We start from the raw sequence: 22666 nt of genomic DNA, 5'->3' as shown, positions 1-22666 counted from the left end.
AAACTGTAAATTAATATCTAATAATCATTATTTTAAATTCTCTAATTTTTTCATGAAACAGAAAGACAAGTATACCTACCAAGATTTAATTGATTGTTCAGAGGGAAAATTATTTGGACCTGGAAATGCTAAATTACCTGCTCCACCCATGTTAATGTTTGATAGAATTACATCCATCACTTCTGAGGGTGGGTTATTTAATAAAGGTGAGATCCTAGCAGAATTAGATATCAAAGATAATTTGTGGTTTTTTGACTGTCATTTTAAAGGCGACCCTGTGATGCCTGGATGTCTGGGATTGGATGCCATGTGGCAACTATTAGGATTTTACCTTGGTTGGTTAGGTAACCCCGGTCATGGACGAGCGCTTGGAGTTAATGAAGTAAAATTTACTGGTGAGGTCATAAAACAAGTAAAACTTGTAAAATATTCAATTAATATCAAAAGATTATTAAGAAAAGGCGAAACTTGTGTTGGTTTAGCCGATGGTTTAGTCTTTGCGGATAATAAAGAAATATACAACGCTAAAAATCTTAAAGTTGGTTTATTTAAAAGTTAAGGAGAATTGATGCGAAGAGTTGTAGTCACAGGTTCTGGAATAGTATCTTGTATTGGTAACAATAAAAAAGAAGTCTTAGACTCTCTTCTTAATACTAAATCTGGAATAACTTTTTCTGAAGAATACAAAAAATATAATTTTAAAAGTCAAATCTGCGGCGTTCCAAATATTAAATACGAGGAATTAATTGATAGAAAAGTTTTAAGATTTATGGGTGATGGGTCTGCCTACGCTTATCTTTCAATGAAGGAGGCAATTGAAGAATCGGGGCTTACCGAAAAAGAAATTAGTAATGAAAAAACTGGAATTATTATTGGATCGGGTGGTCCTTCAATTAAAAATGTAATGTTTGCAATCGACTCAACTAGATCAGCAGGTCCTAAAAAAATGGGCCCATTTATTGTACCAAGAACGATGGCAAGTACATGTTCTGCAACTTTAGCAACTCCATTTAAAATTAAAGGAGTTAATTATTCAATTAGTTCTGCTTGCGCAACGAGTGCACATTGTATTGGTAATGCTATGGAACTTATTCAATTTGGAAAACAAGATATTGTTTTTGCTGGGGGTGGCGAAGAAATAGATTGGAGTCTTTCTGCAATGTTTGATGCAATGACGGCATTATCTTCAAAATATAATGATACGCCACAAACAGCTTCTAGACCTTACGACTCAAGCAGAGATGGTTTTGTAATCGCTGGAGGAGGCGGTGTTATCGTCTTAGAAGAATATGAGCACGCAAAAGCGAGAGGTGCTAAAATTCTTGCCGAAATAACCGGTTATGGAGCTACGTCTGATGGTTATGATATGGTTGCACCTTCTGGCGAAGGAGCTGTTAGATGTATGAAAATGTCCATGCAAAATTTAAGAAATTCAAAGGTAGATTATGTTAATACTCACGGAACTTCCACTCCTGTGGGCGATACAAAAGAAATTGAAGCTATGAAAGAGGTTTTTAAAGATAAAGTTCCTCCTTTTAGTTCAACAAAATCTATTACAGGACATTCACTTGGCGCAACATCAGTTCAAGAAGCTATTTACTGTCTATTAATGATGAAAAATAAATTTATAGCAGCATCAGCAAATGTGAAGAATTTAGATGAAAAAATAAAAGGATTACCAATTGTAACCGAAGTTAAAAAAAATATAGATTTAAATTGTGTAATGTCTAATAGCTTTGGTTTTGGTGGAACGAATGCAACTCTAGTATTTGAGAGTATCTAATATGAAATTAATGCAAGGTAAAAAAGGATTAATCATGGGTGTAGCGAATGATCGCTCAATTGCCTGGGGTATTGCAAAAAAATTAAATGAACATGGGGCTGAGCTTGCATTTACGTATGTAGGGGATGCTTTAAAGAAAAGAGTTATTCCTCTTGCAGAGTCTTTAGGCTCTAAATTTACATTAGATTGTAATGTAGAAAAAAAAGATGAAATTATTAAAACATTTTCTGAGATTAAAGATAAATGGAGTAATTTAGATTTTGTAGTTCACGCAATAGCCTTTTCGGATAAGTCAGAATTATCAGGTCAATACTTAAATACCTCTAGAGAGAATTTTTCAAACAGTATGCTAATTTCGTGTTTTTCTTTTACAGAGGTTTGTAGAGAAGCTTCTAAAATAATGAAACCAGGTTCAAGCTTTATCACTTTAACCTATTGTGCTGATAAAGTTATTCCAAATTATAATGTAATGGGAGTTTGTAAAGCTGCCCTTGAAACGAGTGTTAAATATTTATCCGTTGATCTTGGAGGAAACGGAATTAGAGTAAATGCAATTAGCGCAGGTCCGATTAAGACTTTAGCAGCTTCTGCGATAGGGGACGCTAAATTTTTATATAAATGGAATGAAAACCATTCTCCGCTAAAGAGAAATGTCGATATTAATGATGTAGGTGGCGCTGCAGTTTATTTATTAAGCGATCTTGCGGCTGGTGTTACGGGTGAAATTCACTATGTAGATGCTGGTTATAATATCGTTGGAATGCCTAATCCTAAAAATATGCAGGCTTAACTATCTAAGGCTTGTTTAATTGAAAGTTTAACTTTTCCCTTATCAAATCCTAAAACTTTAACTTTAACTTCATCACCCTCTTTTACAACGTCACTTACTTTTTCTACTCTTTTTGCTGCAAGTTCAGATATATGAACTAGACCGTCTTGTTTGCCTAAGAAGTTTACAAAAGCTCCAAATTCCATAATTTTAACAACTTTTCCTGTATAAATTTTTCCAACTTCTGCTTTTGCGATAATACTTTTTACCATTTCTAAAGCTTTGTTTCTTGAAATTTCATCAGGTGCAGCAATAGTTACAATTCCATCATCACTAATATCAACTTTAGCTCCTGATAACTCAACGATCTCTCTTATTGTCACTCCGCCTTTTCCAATAATGGCTGCGATATCTTTTTTATCAACGGTTACTTTTTCCATTTTTGGAGTATGTTTCGACAAGTCTTTTCTTGAAACTTTAAGGGCTTTGTTCATTTCACCTAAAATATGAATTCTACCATCTTTTGCTTGTGACAACGCTTTCTCCATAATCTCAAATGTAATTCCTGTAATTTTAATATCCATTTGTAATGAGGTAATTCCATCTTCTGTTCCCGCAACTTTAAAATCCATGTCTCCTAAATGATCTTCATCTCCCAAGATATCTGATAGCACTGAATAATCAGCTCCTTCTTTAATTAAACCCATTGCAATTCCTGCAACCGGCTTTTTAATTGGAACTCCAGCATCCATTAAAGCAAGCGACGATCCGCAAACAGTCGCCATTGATGATGAACCATTTGACTCAGTAATTTCAGAAACTAATCTAAAGGTATAAGGAAATTCCTCTTTTTTTGGTAAAATCGAATTAACTGCTCGCCAAGCTAATTTACCATGACCAATTTCACGTCTTCCTGTTCCAATTCTACCAACTTCCCCAACTGAAAATGGGGGAAAGTTATAGTGCAACATAAATCTAGATCTTTGTAATCCATCTAAACTTTCAATTCTTTGTTCATCCTCTGAAGTTCCAAGTGTTGTAACAACAATTGCTTGTGTTTCACCTCTTGTAAATAAAGCTGAACCATGGGCTCTTGGCAAAATACCTACCTCGCACTTAATTGGTCTAATATCTGCCAGTCCTCTCCCATCAATTCTTTTCTTTTCTTTTAAAATTTTAGTTCTAACAATTTCTTTTTCAATATTTTTAAACTGAGACTCAACATCCATTTCGGTAAATTGTTCTGAGTCTTTATAAAGAGCTAATGATTTTTCTTTTGCTAGATTAATTAGTTCGCCTCTTTTCTTTTTATCGGCTTCTGAAAACGCTGCTATTAAATCATTTTTAACATTTTTTAATAAATTGCTCTTAACTTCACTTAAATTTTTTTCTTCTACAATCCATTTCTCTTTTGAACATTCTGAAGAAAACTCATTAATCATTTTGATCACTACACCAAAATGTTCATGACCAAATTTAACTGCATCTAACATTATTTTTTCAGTTAAGCCTGAAGCTTCTGACTCGACCATTAAAACTGCATCTTTAGTTCCTGCAACAATAAGTTCCAATTGAGAGTCTTTTAATTGTTCTTTGGTTGGATTTAGAACAAAACTGCCATTAATGTAACCAACTTTAGAAGCTGCAACGGGCCCCATAAATGGAATACCTGAAATAGATAATGCCGCTGAAGCTGCAATCAAAGATAATATCTCTGGATCATTATCTTTCTCATATGACAACACAGTTGGTAGAACTTGAACTTCATTTCTAAAACCCTCTGGAAACAAAGGTCTAATGGGTCTATCAATTAATCGTGATATTAAAGTTTCGCTCTCTGTTGGTCTTGCCTCTCTTTTAAAATACCCACCTGGTATTTTTCCTGAAGCATAATATTTTTCTTGATAATTGACTGTAAGTGGAAAAAAATCTGTTTCAGGATTTGCTTTTTTTGCACCAACGACGGTTGCTAAAATAACCGTATCTCCTGAGGTTAGTATAACAGCTCCATCCGCTTGACGGGCAATTTTTCCAGTTTCAATAGATAGTTTTTTACCACCCCAAATAATCTCTTTCTTTACGATTTTAAACATTAAAATTTATTTTCTGATATTCAGCTTCTCTAAGATCTTTTTATAATTGGTTGAGTTTGTTTTGCTGAGATAATCTAATAGTTTTTTTCTTCTATTCACCAATGTCGTAAGTCCTGTGTATGAATGTTTATCTTTTTTATTTTTTGTAAAATGTTCTGTTAAATATCTAATTCTCTCGGTCAAAATTGCAATTTGAACTTCTGACGATCCAACATCTTTAGCATGTTGTTTTAAATCTTTATAAACGTTTTCTTTATTTAAAATTTTTTTTGTCATTTTTTAATTAAATACTCTTTTTGGATAAAAAAAACCGGACTTTAGGTATCCAAGAGCAAGCGGTTTATCTAAAGCCTCTGTGTAAATATTGTCTAAACTAACCTTTCCAAATTCATTAACCAAACTAACTTTCATTCCATTCTTTATTAAATTAATTCTTTCATCTTTTAATTTAATGCTAGGTATATGTATTAAAGCACTCTGAATATCAAGCACATATTTCAAAAAATGATCAGTACTTTCTTTTTCTATTAATTTTTCAAGGCTATTTGAGTTTTTAATTCTAAAACTTCCGTATCGAGTTCTAATTAATTGAGTAACATGAGAAAATCCATCTAAGGATCGCGCAATATCTCTTGCTAAGCTTCGAATATAAGTTCCAGTTCCACATTTTATATAAAAAAGACTTTTATTACTTTCATGTTTTAATAATCTAATATTTTTAATTAAAACTTTTCTTTCTTCCATTTCAAATTCTAAATTATTTCTTGCAAGTTCATAAGATCTTTTTCCATTAATTTTTACTGCAGAAAATTTTGGTGGTATTTGCATCTGCCAACCTATGAATTTTTTTAAGATATTTTGGACTTGATTTTTTTCTGGATAGATTTCGTTTTGATTTATAACTTTACCCTCTAAATCTAAGGTATCCGTCTCAGATCCCCACTTTATTTCAAATAAATAACTTTTTAATTGTAAGTGTATTAATGAAACAGTTTTGGTTGCTTCGCCTAGTGCGATTGGCAAAACACCCTCTGCTAATGGATCTAAAGTTCCAGCGTGTCCTATTTTTATTTTTTTAAATTTATTTTTTATAACATTTAAACAGTATGCAGAGCTGAAACCTTTGGGTTTATTTAAATTTATCCAACCATTAATCATTTTCGTGTGTCTTAATAATTAATTTTTCAATTTTTTCTGCATAGTCAAAAGACTCATCTAATACAAAATGAAGGTTCGGAAGAAATTTATTTTTCCAACTGCGTGACATTTGTTTTTTAATTAAGCCACTGTTATTAATTAAGGATTGTAAAACAAATTCAGAATTTTTACCTCCAAGGGGCATTACAAACACTTTAGCATGTTTTAAATCTGGACTCATTCTAACTTCTGAAACAGTAATTACTCTAGTGTTAATACTTGGAAGAGCTACTTCTTCTTTTAAAAATAAATTTCCAAGTAACTGTTTTAAAAGTTCGCCCACTCTTAATTGCCTTTGCGTAAAAGGCTGATCACTTAAATGAATGCTCATGATTAATTGATTGTTCTTGCGCTTTCAACGACTGAGAATACTTCTATGATATCTTTTTCTTTAAAGTCTAAGAAATCTTTAAATGCAACTCCACCTTCAATTCCTGCTTTAATTTCTTTTACTTCATTTTTTTCTCTATAGAGCGATGCAATTTTTCCTGTGTAAACAACGCTTCCGTCTCTCACAATTCTAACATCAGAATTGTTAATAATAGTTCCCTCAGTTACTTTGATACCTGCAACTTTTCCAGCCTTAGAAGATTTAAATACCTGCAAGATTTCGCATTGACCTAATACTTGTTCATTAATTTCTGGCGCTAATAGACCTGAGAGAGCTTTAGTAATATGCTCGATCGCTTCATAGATAATATTAAAGTATAAAACATTAACCCCTAATTTTGTTGCAAGATCTTTTGCTTCTTTATTAGGTTTAATATTAAAACCTATTAAAACTGCATTAGAGGCTTTTGCTAAAGAAACATCTGTTTCAGTGATAGCTCCAACGGATGATAAGACAATAACTGGTTTTACTTCATCGTGTTGAATTTTTAATATTGCATTAGACAATGCTTCTGCAGAGCCATGTACATCGCTTTTAATAATAATTGATAATTCTTTTTGTTTATTTACATCACCAAAAACATCATTTTTCTTAACCAGAGCACTGGTTTTTTTAGATTTTCCTTGTTCAATTCTATATTCATTTATTTCTTTTGCTTTTGACTCACTTTCTAAAACTAAAAAATCATCTCCCGCTTCAGACACGCCCGTTAAACCAATAATCTCTACTGGCATTGAAGGAGTTGCCTCGTTAACTAATTCTCCTCTAAAATTATTCATGGCTCTAATTTTTCCCCACTGCAAACCGCTTACAAAAAAATCTCCTCTTTTTAAAGTTCCTCTGGTGATTAAAATTGTAGATACCGGTCCTTTACCTTTGTCTAATTTTGACTCAACTACTATTCCTTGCGCTGGAGCATTTGGATTTGTTTTATGATTTAAAATTTCTGCTTGTAGAATAATTGCTTCTTTTAATTTATCTAAATTTGTTTTCTTTAAAGCAGATATTTCAACACATTGAATATCTCCGCCTAATTCTTCAACAACAAGCTCATGTTCTAATAATTGATTCCTAACTTTTTGTTTATCAACACCATGAATATCGCATTTATTAATTGCAACTATAATTGGCACTTTTGCAGCTTTAGCATGTTGGATGGCTTCAATAGTTTGTGGTTTAATTCCATCATTTGCAGCAACAACCAAAACAACGATATCCGTAATTTTAGATCCTCTTGCTCTCATTTCTGTAAAGGCTGCATGACCTGGGGTATCAATAAATGTCATCCATTTATTATTATCTGTAAAAACTTGATAAGCACCAATGTGTTGAGTAATTCCACCGTGCTCTGTTGCAACTACATTTGTTTCTCGCAGAGCATCTAGTAGTGAAGTTTTTCCATGATCGACGTGACCCATGACAGTTACTACTGGAGGTCTAGAATAAGTATCTTCATCCTCTTTAGCTTTTTTTAATTTTGATAATTCATCATCAATTTGATTATCTTTAACAACTTTATGTCCAAATGAACCAACAATGTACTCTGCAGTGTCTCTATCGATTGTATGATTAATTGTAACTTTTACATTTTTTTCAAATAAGAATTTAATAATAGAACTTGCTTTTTCTGCCATCCTATTTGCAAGCTCTTGAATAGTTATTAAATTAGGAACTGATATTTCTCTTGAAACCTTTTTAACCTCAGTTGATTCATTACTTTCTTGAACTAATTTTTTTTCTTTTTCTCTTGCTCTTCTGAAAGAAGCCAAACTTCTTTGCTTTTCATCTTCATCGGCATCCGTAAGGGCTTTTGATAAAGTAAGTTTATATTCTCTTTTTTTACCGTGAGTTTTTTTAATTAATTTTTTACTATTATCGATCTCAAGTTCTTCTTGAATTTTTTTTCTTGCCCATTCTTGTGCTGACTTTTGTGCTTTTGCAGTATCTTCTTTCGTTAAAATCTTTGGTTTTATAATGTCTTGGGGTGCCACAGAGGCTTTTGCCTTGTCTACTGAATAAGTTGCATCAATCGATCTATTTTTTTTCTTTTCAACTAAAACAGATTTATTACCAGTACCTTTTGCATAGCTTGAAACAGCTGCTGGTCCACCACTAAAATTTTTTAATGTGAGTTTTTTCTTTTTGTCTTTAACGTCCATGTTTTTTCTAAAAGCGAGTTTATTATTTATTAAAAACTTTTTCTCTAGCGCTCATTATTAAACGCTCAGCCTCAGCTCTTACGATATCAAAATTTTGTAGGATTCCCTCAAATTCTACTCTTTTTCCCTTTACCTCATCATAGCCGCCTAGAATTTCATCCGCAGATAAATCTGCAAAATCAGCTAGTGTTTTAATATTTTTCTCACCTAAAGTAAGTAGCATTCCAAGGGATAATCCTGGATGATTCATAAGATCTTCTTGGATGCCTAATTCTTTAACTCTATTAGATATTTCTTTAGACTCGGTTTCTAAATATTCTTTTGCTCTTTCTTTAAGTTCATTGGCTGTTTCCGCATCAAAGCCGTCAATTTTAGTTATTTCTTCCAAAGGAGCACCGTCTATTTCTTTTATAGAAGAAAATCCCTCTAATACTAATAACTGAGCCATCATTTCATCAATTTCTAAACTTTCAATAAATCGTTTTGTTTTAATTTTAAATTCGGATTGTCTTTTTTCAGTTTCTTCTTGATCTGTTAAAATATCAATTTCATAATTCATTAGTTTGGAAGCAAGTCGTACATTTTGTCCTCTTCTTCCAATTGCTTTGCTTAAATTATTTTCATCAATGACAACTTCTATTCTTTTGGAAGCTTCATCTAAAACTACTTTTTGTACTTCCGCAGGAGCTAAAGCATTTATCACCAGTGTTGCTGGATCCTCTGACCAATGAATAATATCAATTTTTTCTCCCTGTAATTCATTTACTACAGCTTGCACTCTGCTTCCTCTCATACCTACACAAGCGCCAACTGGATCTATGGATTTATCTTTTGAAGTAACACAAATTTTTGCTCTACTTCCAGGATCTCTTGCTACTGATTTAATTTCAATTGTTCCCTCATAAATTTCTGGCACTTCAAGCTTAAATAGCTTTGCCATAAATTGTGGATGAGCTCTTGATAAAAATATTTGCGGTCCTTTACTCTCTCTTTTAACGTCATAACAATAAGCTTTGACTCGATCACCAACTTTTATATTCTCTCTTGGAATTAATTCATCTCTTTTGATAATTGACTCAGCTTTTTGTAAATCAACAATAATATTTCCAAATTCAATTCTTTTTACAATTCCACTTAAAACTTCACCAATTTTATCTTTAAACTCATTATATTGTTTATCACGTTCCGCATCTCTTACTTTTTGAGTGATTACTTGTTTTGCAGCTTGGGCAGCAATTCTACCAAAATCGATGGGTGGTAATGGTTCTAAAATTTCTTGATCTAAAGCAATATCGCTTTTAATTTTTTTAGCATCTTTCAAGCTTATTTCGTTTTGACTATTAGCTGGATTTTCTACAACTTTTAATTTTCGACCTAATTCAATTTGTCCATTGGCTCTGTTAATAGAAACATAGATATTATTTTCTTGCCCATAGCGTGTTCGTGCAGCTTTCTCAATAGCTTCCTCCATAGAAGTAATGACAAGCTCTTTATCAATTGATTTCTCATTTGCTACAGCGTCAACTATCCTAATCAGTTCTACTGTATCAACTCTGTTATTTAACATTAATTTTGTTTCCTGTAAAAAAAAATGGGCCTAAGCCCATTCTGTACATTCAATAATTTCTTTCATTCTATGCTACATTTTTTTACTTATCAAGATTTAAAAAATAAATGTCTTTTTTTAATTTATTGGCTTTATTAGAGTATTTTGTATCCGCTATAGGATGTTTGTTACCCAAACTATATTTAAAAGTGTCTATTTTTTTTCTTAATAAAGAAACCTCCTTCATCACAAAATTAAAATAATCCTGATCATCTGTTGCAAATATTAGTGTCGATTTAGTTCTCATTTTTTTTAAAATTTTTTCTAAAAAAAAATGATTTAATAATCTTCTTTTTTTTTGCTTATTCTTCATCCATGGATCTGGGAATAAAACAAAAACTTTTGAAAAAAGATTATCTGAAAAGTTGTCTAAAACTTTTTGTACTGGTATATCTAAAATAGAAATATTGTTTAAGTTCAATTCTTTAGCTTTTTGAACTACGTTAGCAACCCCATTGATAAAAGGATCAATCCCAATAAAATAATTTTCTGGATGTTTAGTTGCTTGAAATAATAAATTTTCTCCTAAACCGAATCCTATTTCTAAGATAAAATTTTTGTCTTTGACTAATTTAATTTGTTCAAAATTTACTAAAAAATCATTTTTATGATTTAAATAAAAAAACTTTTTACTTTTGGATAAGGCTCTTGATTTTGATCTCCCAAAAAAAATCTTTCTCTTTTCTTCGATCAAATTATACTTTTGATTGAAAATATTTTATTAAATCTGTTTTTTCCCAACTAAATGAACCATCGTCTTCAGATTGTCTGCCAAAATGGCCATATGCTGCAGTTTTTTTATAGATTGGTTTATTAAGTTTTAATAACTCGCGAATACCTCTTGGACTTAAATTAAAATTTTTAGAAATAATTTCTTCAATTTTTTTTGACTTTTTATCCTGACCATCAAATAAATCGATGTAAATTGAAAGTGGTTGCGAAACTCCAATTGCATAAGATAATTGAATTAAACACTTCTCTGAGACGCCTGCGGCTACAATATTTTTTGCTAAATATCTTGCAACGTAAGCTGCTGATCTGTCTACCTTTGTTGGATCTTTACCTGAAAATGCTCCACCACCGTGTGGTGCTGCTCCGCCGTAAGTATCAACTATAATTTTTCGACCTGTTAATCCTGTATCCCCATCTGGTCCGCCAATAACAAATCTACCAGTTGGATTAACATAAAAATTGCTTTCATCGCACATCCAGCCTTTTGGGATGACTGACAAAACATAAGGACGCACAATTTCTTTAACTTTTTCTTGATCAACGCTTTCATCGTGTTGTGTCGAAACAACTATTGAGGAAATTCCCTTTGGTTTTCCCTTTTCATAAATAACTGAAAATTGACTTTTTGAGTCAGGTCTTAATAATTTTTCTTTTCCAGATTTTCTTGCCTCTGACATTAGTTGCAAAACTTTATGAGAATAACTTATGGGCGCTGGCATTAAATCTTTTGTTTCTGTACAAGCAAAACCAAACATAATTCCTTGATCACCAGCTCCTTCATCTTTATTGCCGGATGAGTCAACACCAACCGCTATGTCTTGTGATTGACTATGGAGATAATTTGTGAACTTTAAATTTTTCCAATGAAAACCCTCTTGTTCATAGCCAATATCTTTAACTCTATTTCTAATTAATTTTTCAATTTCATCGCTTTTTATTTCAGGCCCTCTTACTTCTCCAGCAATTACGACTGTGTTGGTAGTTACTAAGGTTTCGCAAGCAACCCTACTTTCAGGAAATTTGGATAAATATAAATCCAGGACTGAGTCTGATATAATATCACACACTTTATCAGGGTGCCCTTCTGATACTGACTCACTGGTAAATATATAATCTTGTTTAACCATTCTTATTTATCTTTCTAAGAGCAATAACGAATATAATACTTAAGAAGATTGTGAAATAAAAAATATAGTTTTCGAATGCAGAAAATAAGGTTTTTCCTTTTAAAAAAGACAATTTTAAATCAATAAATCCAGATTTGTTTAATTCTAAAGAATTTATAATTTTTCCATTAGGCGAAATAAAAGCAGAAACACCTGTATTAGTTGATCTTACAATTAGAACACCTTGCTCAACGGCCCTAAAAACTGCTTGCGCTAGATGTTGGTAGGGGCCAATTGAATCTCCAAACCAACCATCTTCCGAAATATTAATTATAAAATTATAATCTTTAGAATTGCGTTTAAGTTCTCCAGAATAAATTATTTCATAACAGAGTAAGGGCAAGAAAGATAAATTATTAAATACTTTAATCTCTTTTCTATCATTTCCAGAAGAGAAAGAACTATATCCAAAAGTAATTTTTTTTAATCCCCACTTTGTTAATAAATTCTCAAACGGAATAAATTCTCCAAATGGAACAAGTTTAATTTTATTATAAATACTAACAACTTCAGCATTATTGTTCAGCACAACTAAGGAATTATAAAAATTAATTTTATTACCTGTAATACTTGGATTAGTTACTCCAACAATAATCAAATGATTTTTAGAAAAATTTTTATTAAAATATTCTTTATATTTGTAGAGATCTTTAGGATTGGTTTGCTGAATCATACCTTCAGGCCATACAATTAAAGTTTTTTCATCTTTACTAACTTTACTGAGACTTAGTAATAAATTTAAATTTCTTTTTTCATTTTCAATTCCCCAGGTTTTGGCAATATTAATATTAGGCTGAACTATTTTAATTTTAACATCGTTATACTGAATGAACTCTGTGTTATTTATAATAATTTTTCCAAAAAAATAATTAAAAATCAGAATAAAAAATAAAAAAAAAGAATTTATTAATATTTTCTTAAACCGAACAGGCCAGAAAGAATTAAAATAAATTGAAAATATAAGAATGCTAAAAAAATTAAAAGTGTATGTACCAATAAATTTTAATATTTGAATATTCTCAAGTGAAAAACTCCATGAATAAGATATTAAATTCCAAGAAAAGCCTGTAAATAATATACCTCGTAAATATTCAAATACTGACAAAGAAATAGAAAATATTAATAAAAAAATATAACTTCTTTTTATAAAAGAATAAATAACAAGCACTGCAAGTCCATAAAAAACTGCAAGTAAAATAGGCAGGCCCAATATTGCGATTGGAATTAAAAAAGTTAACTGTCTATCAAAAGTTAATGAGTGTGAAACCCAATAAAGACTACTTGCAAAATATCCATATCCAAAAGTAAAACCTAAAAAAAAAAAATTAAATATTTTTAATTTTTTTTCTTTAAATAAAATTATTGAATACAAAAATAAAGAGTAAGTAATAAAATTTATAAAGATAAAGTTATAAGGCGGTAAAGAAAAGCTAGATAAAGAACCTAATAATAATAAAAAAATATAAATAAAAAAAATATTTTTTTTTGACATCTTTAGTTTTAAATATTTCTAATGATTTTTTTTTCTAGCAAACTCATTTTTTTATAATTTTTAAATGAATTATGTTCATAGCCAATTAAATGTAAAAGCCCATGGACTAACATCTTTTTAAAATAATCATCAAAACTTGTTTTCTGTTTTTTAGTAATAGCCTCAATGTATTGATAACTTAAAGCTATATCTCCAAGATATACTTTTTTTTTTGACTTAAGGTCCCTATCAAAAAAATCTTTTTCTTCAGCTGGGAATGACAAAATATCAGTATCTTTATTAATTTTTCTAAATTTTTTATTGAGATTCTTCATATTTTTTGATCCTGTTAGAAGGATGGATATTTCAAAATTAGTTTTATGAGATGAAAAAATAGATAATAAAATTTTTTTAATAATTTTTGTAAGAAATAAATTTAATTTAAGATATCTAAATTTCCATTTTTTATGATCAACAACTAAATTAACTTTTACCATTTGGCTCTTTTTTTTTATAATCATCGTAAGCCTTAACGATTTTAGAAACTAACGGATGTCGCATTACATCGTTATGATCAAAGTTTATAGTTTTAATTTCTTTAATGTCTTTAAGAATTTTAGTTGTCTCATAAAGCCCGGACTCTTTTGATTTTGCCAAATCTACTTGCGATGGATCTCCATTGATTACCATTGTTGAATTGTTTCCAAGTCGCGTTAAAAACATTTTTATTTGTGTGAAAGTTGCATTCTGAGCTTCATCTAATATTACAAATGAGTCTTTAAGTGTTCTTCCTCTCATGAAGGCCAAGGGGGCAATTTCTATTATACCCTCTTCTATTTTTCTTTGAATTTTTTCATAACCCAAAAGTTCATAAAGAGAATCATAAAGAGGAATAAGATAAGGATCAATTTTATCTTTCATATCACCTGGTAAAAAACCTAAATTTTCTCCAGCTTCTACCGCGGGCCTTGATAATATTATTTTTTTAACTTTATCTTCTAATAAAAAAGTAACCGCTACTGCAACCGCTAAGAATGTTTTTCCAGTTCCAGCGGGTCCTAAAGCCATTACAATTTTATGATTTTTTAATGCATCTACATAAATTTTTTGTTTTTCTGATCTTGGTAGAATAATTTTTTTAGCAGTCTTAATAGCATCATTATCTCCATAGATTGAATTAGGATTTTCCTCAGCTCTATTCATCTTGGTTACATCAAAGATAGTTTTTATATCTTCTTTTTCGATGCTATTAGTGTTTACAAATTTTGCTATAAGATTGTCCATAATTTGAACAACTGATTGTCTATTATTTAGATCACCTCTTACGATCATTAAATTTCCTCTTAAATTTATTTTTGTATTTGTAATATTTTCAATTTCTTTGAGATTGGAATCAAATTCACCAATAATTTTACTTAGAACTAAATTATTTTTTATATAAAAACTTAGATAATCATTATTTTTTTCAATAATCTCTATTTGTGAACTTGAGACTTTAGATATATTCATTAAACAAGCACTTCTTCTTTTTGTAAGATTCCAAATAGATTTTTACTATTGTAGGAAGTAATTTCGATATCAACTAAATCTCCTGGGTTAGAATTTTCAGAATTAAAGAAAATAGAATGCATAAATTTACTTCTACCAAAAAATTGACCTACAGTTTTAGTTTTATTTTCAACTAATACCTCAACTTTTTTTCCAATTAACTTTTTGCTATTGTTTATCTGAATATCCCCTAATAAAGTCTGCAACTTCATCAATCGATCTTTACATATATCTAGTAATATTTGATCTCGATCAACAGCTGGGGTGCCTGGTCTTTGACTATAAATAAATGAATAGGAGTTAATAAAGTTTACCTTGTTAATAATATCAAGCGTATCTTGAAAATCCTGTTCTTCCTCTCCTGGAAAACCAATTATAAAGTCACTGGAAAATTTAATTTCTGAATTTGCTTCTTTAAATCTAGCAATTAAATCCAAATAATATTCTCTAGTATGTTTTCTATTCATTAATTTTAAAATTTTATTTGAACCTGATTGAATAGGCAGATGTAATTGCGGCATTAATTTTTTTTGATATTTAAAGGCCTCGATCAATTCTTGATCCATGTCATTTGGATGAGAAGTGGTAAAACGAATTCGATAAATTGAATTAATTTTAGAAATTTCATCTATAAGATTTGCAAGTTTATAAGTTTTATTTCCATCAATAAATTTATAAGCACTAACATTTTGTCCGAGCAAAACAATTTCTCTAACTCCGTTATCGGATAATTTTTTTGCCTCATTAATAATGCTATTAAAAGACCTAGAAAATTCAGCGCCTCTTGTGTAAGGAACCACACAGAAAGAACAAAATTTATCACAACCTTCTTGAATTGTTAAAAATTCAGACGTTTTAGATTTTCTTGAAGATTTTAAATTATCTAACGTGTCAAATTTTTCTATTAACTCAAAATTAGTATCAGAAAAATTTTCTTTTCTTTCTGCAAAATTTTTAATCTGCTCTGGTAATCGGTGATAAGATTGTGGACCTACAACAATATCAACATAATTAGTTCTCTTAAAAATTTCCTCTCCCTGTGCTTGCGCTATACATCCTGCTAATACAAAAATAGGTTTTTTTTTGGAGCGATTTAGTTTTTTAATTTTTCCAATATCGGAATAAACTTTTTCTGTTGCTTTTTCTCTTATGTGGCAAGTATTAAATATTATACAATCAACATCCTCTAATGTTTCAGATCTTACAAAATTAACAGACTGCATTAAGTCAGATATTTTGTCAGAATCATATTCATTCATCTGACAACCAAAAGTTTTTATATAAAATTTTTTTAACAATTATTGTAATCTCAAAATATTAGATCTCTTAAGGGTATAAAAAAAAACAAAGAAATGAAATATATTTGTTAAATATTTTCATAAATTGGGAATATTTTACTATCAATAAAAAGTTTATTATCCAAAATATATTGAAGATTCTTTGATGTATATTTGGGCAATTTTGAAAATTTGACAATATTAGAACTGTTTTCCTCTAAAGAGTTTTGCACTGTAAAATTTGAATAAAATTCATCGCAATTTTTTAAATCTTTAATATAAAATCTATTATTTACCTCTAAGGCAATTTTTTCATAAGTTAAATTAATTATTGTAGTTTTTAAAATTTGAAAATTATTAAATCCTAATACTTTGGTTTTGTTAATTAAAGAAATACTTTTAATTGAAGCTAAAATATTTCTAAGCCCGACAAAACCACCAGGGCCTAAATTAACCATAAAAAAATTTAAATTTTCTAGTTTTAAATTGTTCTTTTTAAAAAAATCTAAAAAAGTAGTTATAAAATTTTCACTATTTGAGAATTTATCCTTAACTAAAACAAAGTCAGAATTGTTTTCCTTTACAATTAGTATTAAACTTCCGAGTGTAAAATCGATTGAACAAAAACTTGAATTTATGGTTTCATTCATAAAAAAAATTACTTTAATTACTTTTTTAATAATTGCTAATCTTTCTCAAATAAGTGCTCAAGAATATCAAAATGAAAAAGGAATTATTGGATTAATGTATCATCGTTTCGAGGAAAATAAATATCCATCAACTAACGTCAGAATGAAAGAGTTTAATTTGCAGCTCGAAATCATTAAACAAAATAATCTCGAATTTATCTCCATTGATGAATTAAGAAAAATTCTTATAGAGAATAAAAATTATGAAAATAAGAAAATTTTAATTACTGTTGATGATGCCTATAGATCTTTTTATGAAAATGGGTGGAAAGTATTAAAAGAAAAAAAAATACCATTCATTCTTTTTTTTAATACTAGAGAGGTTAATGCTAATAATCCAAACTACATGACATGGGACCAAATTAGGGAAATACATAATTCTAAAATTGGTGTCATAGGAGGCCATAGTTTTTCCCATGAATATTTAATAAACAAATCTGAAAGTGAAATAAAAGAGGATTTAGAAAAATCACATAAAGATTATCTTAGAGAATTAAATTTTAGACCAAAGTATTTCTCTTATCCCTTTGGAGAATATAGTTCTGCTTTTAAAAAAATTGTAAAAGAATTTAATTATGAATTAGCCTTTGGACAACACTCTGGCGTAATTGACAAATCAAAAGATTTGTTTGAACTTCCACGTTATCCAGTTAATGAAAGCTATGGAAAAGCAGAGAGATTTTTAACGTTATTAAATACAAAACCTTTTCCATTTAAATCCTTTAAACCTGAAAATAAATTCATTAGCAAATCAGATAATCCTCCAAAAATTGAAATAGAATTTTTTAAAGAGATGATTAACTTAGAAAAAATTAATTGTTTTGCTAATGATGGTGGTGAATGGAGTAAGAAAAAAATAACCTTTATTGAAAAAAATTGGCTTCGAATTAATTTAGATAAAAAATTTAAAGAAAGAACAGGTAGAATTAATTGCTCTCTACTAGATAATGATAAACAATTTAGATGGTTAGGATTTCAATTTGTGATTGATGGTAATTAAATTGATCCTGATTTTTTAACTAATAAATTTGCTTTATCAAAATCTTGTAGTGCATTTTGTTCAATAATTTTTTTTAAGCCAAGAACGTAATCATTTCCCCTTATGGAATATTTATGAACGTGTTCAATTAATTTCATTCCAGATATTGATCCACTTAATCGACCTGCTCTTTGCCTTGCTCTTTCTTTTCGAAATTCCTCATAAAAAGGGTGGGTATTTAAATTATTTTTATAAGCGCTAACTGCATATCTAATTTGATTAAATTTTGAGATTTCATGTTTTTCATCCTCGCCCCTATCTTCCGGAATCATCCCATTATTTTCCTTCCAACTCCATTGTCCAAATAAAGCATTCCCCTCTATTGCAAAACGTGAAGTGCCCCAACCACTTTCATAAGCTGCTTGCGCTATGGCAAGTGAAGGGGGAATTATATCCATTTTAAGTAATAATTCCTTAGGGTTATTATTTTTAACTTTATATTGCTGAAACTTTTCATTTAACCAGTCAGCGTCTTTTTTAAAACTTTTTCTATTAATAATCGTAACTAATTTTCTTCTATCTGTAATAATCTTTTCATTTTCAGATAGGACGATTGGTAATAATATTTGTATAAAAATTCTTTTCCTTTGTTCAATGCTATCTAATTCACTTATCCCCTGTGGAAATTTTGCTAAGAAAAAATTAGCGACAGGCTCTCCCTCTCTAACCTTTTCTAGATTATAGCCACTTTTTTCAAACAAATTAATAATGCTTATAACCTGCTGAAAATCTAAACCTAATTTTTTTGAGTCATTTGTTAAAAAACTTTTCTTTAACATCTGATCAATCGATGGATCGTTAGTAGAATACATGTCGGTTTGACTATTAATAATTTTTTTCTTTCCTGCTGACGATTTAAATATTTCCGGAACAAATGCTGTGAAAATAACCAAAGAAACAATAATAGTATAAGGCAATAATTTTTTTAGATTAATTTTTTCAATCATGAAAAAATAAATTTTATTTAGATTTTTTAAAATAAAAGATAAAAATTTAAAAGTGGGTGCAATTGTCTCTATAATGTATCTTGAAACACCATTTTCTAAAATTGCTTCTTTTATTTTTTTATAAAAATTAATAATTTTTTTATTTAAAATAATATTAATCATATTAATTTAGATTATAGACTTACAGCTCTTACGCTTTTTACCTCAGGCACATAATGAACAAGCATGCGTTCAACGCCTTGTTTTAATGTTAATGTAGATGAGGGGCAGCCAGCACAACTTCCTTGCAATTCTACCTCGGCCACACCATCAACAAAAGATCTTAAACTGATATTCCCTCCGTCCATGGCAACCGCTGGTCTTATTTTAAGCTCCAGCACCTCTTCAATTCTTTTAAAAATTTCATCTTTGTTATTACTTGTTTCTTTTTTTACTATGATAGCTTTAAAATCTTTTGGAAAATCATTTTTTATAATATCTTGAATCTTTTCTGAAATTTCATTCCACTGAGTTCCGCTATTTTTTTTAACAGATATAAAATTATTGCCAAAAAAGACTAATTCTGCCCCAAGTTGAAATATTTTTTGAACAAATGGATACTCATTAGCTTCTGCGGAGTTTTTAAACTCCATAGAACCATTTTGTACCAACTCTAAACTAAGCACAAACTTTATTGTGTCCGGATTTGGGGTCTGCTGCACATCAATATTCATAGTGTATATTTAGTTAGTATGATTTGTTGTTAAAGTAATTACTATTTAAAAAAAGATATAAAATTCAATAACTTATATTAAATTATCAAGTTCTTTTTCGGAGATAAGACCTGGAATTATCACTAAAGGCACGGGTAAATCATTCATCTTTTTTGATAAAGATTTAATAATAGGACCCGGGTTATCATTTTCAATAGAAGAGGCTAACACAAGGGATCGAATAGTCTTATCCTCTTTGAGGAATTTAATTATTTCATCCACTTTATCTCCCATTTTAATAATAATCTTCGGTTTAATCTTAAATTTTTCCTCAACCACAGCAGACCAAAGTCTACTAATTTTCTTTCCCTCACTTGTTTCTTCTTGTTCAATAAGATTGCCAACAGATGCCCATTCAGTATTAACAGCAGGTCTAACAACATAAAGCATTATAAGATCAGCATTATTAACTGCTGATCTTTTTGCCGCAAAATAAATTGCATTCTTTAACTCATCACTCTCGTCAATAATAACTAAGTAATTTTTTCTCATTAACTTAAAGATAATCCAATAATTTTATGTACTTCTTTTATAGTTTTTTGAGACTCAATGTTTGCTTTCTCGCTACCAATTTTTAATATTCTTTTTATTGCTTCTGTATCTTTTTTAAATTCTTTTATCTTTTTTCCAATTGGAACAATTTCTTTAATTAAAACATCACTAAGTTTATTTTTTAATTCAGAAAAATTTTTACCACTTAATTCCTTTAATGTTTTTTCAATTGTACTACCATTCAAGATTGAAAAGATATTAATTAAATTTCTAGCCTCTGGTCGGTCTACTAATTTAAATTCTGTGTCAGGAATTAAATCATTATCAGTTTTTGCTTTTTTAATTTTTTGCACAATATCATCTGCAGAATCTGTTAAATTAATTCTTGAAGCCTCTGCCTCATCAGATTTGCTCATTTTTTTAGTTCCATCTTTTAAACTCATAATTCTTGCAACTTCTTTTGTAATAATTGGCTCCGGTAATGTAAAAAAATCTTTACAATTAAAATCGTTATTAAATTTCATTGCAATATCTCTACACAATTCAAGATGTTGCTTTTGATCTTCACCCACGGGCACATGAGTTGCTTTATAAAGTAAAATATCTGCTGCCATTAAAGTTGGATAAGAATAAAGACCAACGCTTGCTTTTTCTTTATTCGACCCTGCTTTTTCCTTAAATTGAGTCATTCGGTTCAGCCAACCAATTCGTGCAACACAATTAAATATCCAGGCTAATTCTGAATGCCCAGTGACACTCGACTGACAAAAAATAACATTTTTTTTTGGATCTAATCCGCAGGCAAGAAAAACAGCTGCAGTTTCGATTATGTTTTCCCTTAATTGTTTTGGGTCTTGAAATACAGTAATTGAGTGAAGATCAGCCAACATAAAATAACACTCGTAATCCCTTTGTAATTTTACAAAATTTTTAATAGCTCCTAAATAGTTACCAAGATGGAGGTTTCCTGTTGGCTGGACTCCTGACAAAATTCTATTTTTAATCATTTAAAATTTAAACTTTTAAATCTTTAATACGAAATGCTTTTAAAAAATAGGCAGTTAAAAAGTACACAAAAGCCGAGAATAAAACTACAGATATTAAAATAATAGCTTTTATTGCTGACTTTGATTCTAATTCAATTGAAAAAAAATTTAATAAGAATGAAAGAATTAGCCCCATAAGTGCGGTACAGAGAATTGATTTTATAAATCTTATTATAAATAATTTATCAAAGGAATGGTTTCCAGATTTGATAAGATTAAATTGATAAACTAAAACCGTTAGCCAAGCTGAAATACTTGTTGCTAATGGAATAATTAAAAAACCATAATTTTTAAATAATGTAAGACTAATTGAAACGTTAAGAATTACTGAAAATAAAGACAAGTAAAATGGAAACTTGGTATTACCACGTGCAAAATAAAAGCTAGAATATATTTTAATTAAAGCAAATGCAGGTAGTCCAATTCCAAATAATAATAAAGCCGATGAGGTATTAACAACGCTTTCACTGTCAAAAAAACCATAGCCATATAAAGCAGATATAATTTGTTTTGCAGCAAGGAAAATTCCAATTGTCGCGGGTAGTGACAAAAATAAACATAATTCTAAAGAACGATTTTGTATAAAATTTACCTTTGTTAACTTAGATCTGAAAACTTCTTTTGATAAACTTGGTAAAATAACTGTTGCAATCGCAATACCGGTTAAAGCTAAGGGAAGCTGATAAATTCTATCTGCATAATATAAATAAGAGACTGCTCCGCTTTCAAATGAAGCAATAATAGTTCCTATTAATATGTTTATTTGGTTTACCCCTGAGGCAAAAACACTGGGTAATAGTTTACAAAAAAAAGATTTAACTTGTTTATTAATATTAATAATAAAACTAAAGTTAAGTTTGAAATATTTTTTTGCAAAAAAAAATAAAAAAATAACCTGAATAATTCCGGCAAGAGTTAAGGCATAGGATGAAGCGTAGGCTATTTCTATGTGAGAATCATGAAAAAGAACTAAGGATAATATTAATAAAATATTTAATATAATAGGTGCTGCAGCAGTGATTAAAAATTTTCCATTAGAATTTAAAATCGCAGATAAAAAAGATGAAATAGATATAAACAGTAAAAAAGGAAATGTAATTCTACTAAGGTCTACTGCAAGATCAAATTTTCCATCAATATCTTTAAAGCCAGGTGAAATTAGAAATAAAAATTCTACTGCAAAAATTTCGATAATAAAAATTATAAAAAGAATAAAAATTACTAATAAATTTAATATTTGGTTTGCAAAATAATTTTTTTTACCTCCCTTTTTCTTTGCATAAGCTGGAATAAATGCAGAATTAAAAGATCCCTCTGCAAATAAAGATCTAAACGTGTTTGGTATTCTAAAAGCAACAAAGAGGGCATCTGCAACAGCAGAGGTTCCAAGAAAGACTGCAATTAACGTATCTCTCAAATAACCAAGAATTCTACTTAAAAAAGTCGAAAAACCAAAATAAGAGATATTCTTTAAAATATTCATTTGATATTTAGTTTCAACTTTGTTTT

The 22666-nt window shown here is 29.5% G+C and carries 22 protein-coding genes; 4 read left to right on the top strand and 18 right to left on the bottom strand.

Features of this window, described 5'->3' with window-relative positions; all coding sequences use genetic code 11:
* Positions 1 to 52: 52 nt before the first annotated feature.
* From fabA to CR143_RS06275, 3 genes are read left to right on the top strand one after another with little or no spacing between them, the layout of a single operon-like run.
* The gene (gene fabA, locus CR143_RS06285; RefSeq protein WP_099340974.1) at positions 53 to 559 is read left to right on the top strand and encodes a bifunctional 3-hydroxydecanoyl-ACP dehydratase/trans-2-decenoyl-ACP isomerase; all 507 of its coding nucleotides are present in this window, start codon (positions 53 to 55) and stop codon (positions 557 to 559) included.
* 9 nt (positions 560 to 568) lie between these two features.
* Positions 569 to 1783 carry a beta-ketoacyl-ACP synthase I gene (gene fabB, locus CR143_RS06280; protein WP_099340973.1) on the top strand — a complete coding sequence of 405 codons (1215 nt, stop codon included), beginning with the start codon at positions 569 to 571 and terminating at the stop codon, positions 1781 to 1783.
* Position 1784: 1 nt separating this feature from the next.
* Positions 1785 to 2573 (top strand): enoyl-ACP reductase FabI, encoded by a 789-nt coding sequence (locus CR143_RS06275; RefSeq protein ID WP_099340972.1) that lies wholly within the window; start codon positions 1785 to 1787, stop codon positions 2571 to 2573.
* On the opposite strand, the gene pnp is transcribed toward CR143_RS06275, so the two are convergent.
* The 13 genes from pnp to CR143_RS06210 form a co-directional block, all read right to left on the bottom strand.
* Positions 2570 to 4645, bottom strand: a complete 2076-nt coding sequence (gene pnp / locus CR143_RS06270; protein ID WP_099340971.1) for a polyribonucleotide nucleotidyltransferase — start codon at positions 4643 to 4645, stop codon at positions 2570 to 2572. The genes CR143_RS06275 and pnp overlap by 4 nt on opposite strands.
* Positions 4646 to 4651: 6 nt before the next feature.
* Positions 4652 to 4921 carry a 30S ribosomal protein S15 gene (gene rpsO, locus CR143_RS06265; RefSeq protein ID WP_099340970.1) on the bottom strand — a complete coding sequence of 90 codons (270 nt, stop codon included), beginning with the start codon at positions 4919 to 4921 and terminating at the stop codon, positions 4652 to 4654.
* A gap of 3 nt (positions 4922 to 4924) precedes the next feature.
* Positions 4925 to 5803: a tRNA pseudouridine(55) synthase TruB gene (gene truB / locus CR143_RS06260; RefSeq protein ID WP_099340969.1), complete on the bottom strand. Its 879-nt coding sequence runs from the start codon at positions 5801 to 5803 to the stop codon at positions 4925 to 4927.
* Positions 5796 to 6173: a 30S ribosome-binding factor RbfA gene (rbfA, locus tag CR143_RS06255; RefSeq protein WP_099340968.1), complete on the bottom strand. Its 378-nt coding sequence runs from the start codon at positions 6171 to 6173 to the stop codon at positions 5796 to 5798. Before rbfA ends, truB begins: the two co-directional genes overlap by 8 nt.
* A 2-nt stretch (positions 6174 to 6175) precedes the next feature.
* Positions 6176 to 8392 carry a translation initiation factor IF-2 gene (gene infB / locus CR143_RS06250; RefSeq protein WP_099340967.1) on the bottom strand — a complete coding sequence of 739 codons (2217 nt, stop codon included), beginning with the start codon at positions 8390 to 8392 and terminating at the stop codon, positions 6176 to 6178.
* A 22-nt stretch (positions 8393 to 8414) separates the two neighbouring features.
* On the bottom strand, positions 8415 to 9959 hold the full coding sequence (gene nusA, locus CR143_RS06245; protein WP_099340966.1) for a transcription termination factor NusA: 1545 nt from the start codon (positions 9957 to 9959) through the stop codon (positions 8415 to 8417).
* Positions 9960 to 10041: 82 nt separating this feature from the next.
* Positions 10042 to 10692, bottom strand: coding sequence for a tRNA (guanosine(46)-N7)-methyltransferase TrmB (trmB, locus tag CR143_RS06240; protein ID WP_099340965.1), 651 nt, complete (start codon positions 10690 to 10692; stop codon positions 10042 to 10044).
* Between the two features lies 1 nt (position 10693).
* Entirely contained in the window at positions 10694 to 11857 is a 1164-nt protein-coding gene (gene metK, locus CR143_RS06235; protein WP_099340964.1) for a methionine adenosyltransferase, read from the bottom strand.
* Positions 11850 to 13388 carry an apolipoprotein N-acyltransferase gene (gene lnt / locus CR143_RS06230; protein WP_099340963.1) on the bottom strand — a complete coding sequence of 513 codons (1539 nt, stop codon included), beginning with the start codon at positions 13386 to 13388 and terminating at the stop codon, positions 11850 to 11852. Before lnt ends, metK begins: the two co-directional genes overlap by 8 nt.
* 8 nt (positions 13389 to 13396) lie before the next feature.
* Entirely contained in the window at positions 13397 to 13864 is a 468-nt protein-coding gene (ybeY, locus tag CR143_RS06225; protein ID WP_204524601.1) for an rRNA maturation RNase YbeY, read from the bottom strand.
* Positions 13851 to 14876, bottom strand: coding sequence for a PhoH family protein (locus CR143_RS06220; RefSeq protein ID WP_099340961.1), 1026 nt, complete (start codon positions 14874 to 14876; stop codon positions 13851 to 13853). The genes ybeY and CR143_RS06220 overlap by 14 nt, the downstream gene beginning before the upstream one ends.
* Entirely contained in the window at positions 14876 to 16213 is a 1338-nt protein-coding gene (gene miaB / locus CR143_RS06215) for a tRNA (N6-isopentenyl adenosine(37)-C2)-methylthiotransferase MiaB (protein WP_099340960.1), read from the bottom strand. The genes CR143_RS06220 and miaB overlap by 1 nt, the downstream gene beginning before the upstream one ends.
* Before the next feature lie 68 nt (positions 16214 to 16281).
* Positions 16282 to 16842: a hypothetical protein gene (locus CR143_RS06210; RefSeq protein WP_099340959.1), complete on the bottom strand. Its 561-nt coding sequence runs from the start codon at positions 16840 to 16842 to the stop codon at positions 16282 to 16284.
* Between CR143_RS06210 and CR143_RS06205 the strand changes: the two genes are divergently transcribed.
* Positions 16829 to 17881: a polysaccharide deacetylase family protein gene (locus CR143_RS06205; RefSeq protein WP_099340958.1), complete on the top strand. Its 1053-nt coding sequence runs from the start codon at positions 16829 to 16831 to the stop codon at positions 17879 to 17881. The genes CR143_RS06210 and CR143_RS06205 overlap by 14 nt on opposite strands.
* Here CR143_RS06205 and CR143_RS06200 read toward each other — a convergent pair.
* The 5 genes from CR143_RS06200 to murJ form a co-directional block, all read right to left on the bottom strand.
* A complete protein-coding gene (locus CR143_RS06200; RefSeq protein ID WP_099340957.1) occupies positions 17878 to 19029 on the bottom strand; it encodes a glucosaminidase domain-containing protein in 1152 nt (383 codons plus the stop codon). The genes CR143_RS06205 and CR143_RS06200 overlap by 4 nt on opposite strands.
* 11 nt (positions 19030 to 19040) lie before the next feature.
* Positions 19041 to 19580, bottom strand: coding sequence for a NifU family protein (locus CR143_RS06195; RefSeq protein WP_099340956.1), 540 nt, complete (start codon positions 19578 to 19580; stop codon positions 19041 to 19043).
* A 72-nt stretch (positions 19581 to 19652) separates the two neighbouring features.
* The gene (locus CR143_RS06190) at positions 19653 to 20111 is read right to left on the bottom strand and encodes a universal stress protein (RefSeq protein ID WP_099340955.1); all 459 of its coding nucleotides are present in this window, start codon (positions 20109 to 20111) and stop codon (positions 19653 to 19655) included.
* Positions 20111 to 21118: a tryptophan--tRNA ligase gene (gene trpS / locus CR143_RS06185; protein WP_099340954.1), complete on the bottom strand. Its 1008-nt coding sequence runs from the start codon at positions 21116 to 21118 to the stop codon at positions 20111 to 20113. The genes CR143_RS06190 and trpS overlap by 1 nt, the downstream gene beginning before the upstream one ends.
* 7 nt (positions 21119 to 21125) lie before the next feature.
* Positions 21126 to 22640 carry a murein biosynthesis integral membrane protein MurJ gene (gene murJ / locus CR143_RS06180; RefSeq protein WP_099340953.1) on the bottom strand — a complete coding sequence of 505 codons (1515 nt, stop codon included), beginning with the start codon at positions 22638 to 22640 and terminating at the stop codon, positions 21126 to 21128.
* Between the last annotated feature and the right edge of the window lie 26 nt (positions 22641 to 22666).

Source organism: Candidatus Fonsibacter ubiquis, assembly GCF_002688585.1.
Lineage (GTDB): Bacteria > Pseudomonadota > Alphaproteobacteria > Pelagibacterales > Pelagibacteraceae > Fontibacterium > Fontibacterium commune.
This window is presented reverse-complemented; position numbering and strand designations above follow the sequence as displayed.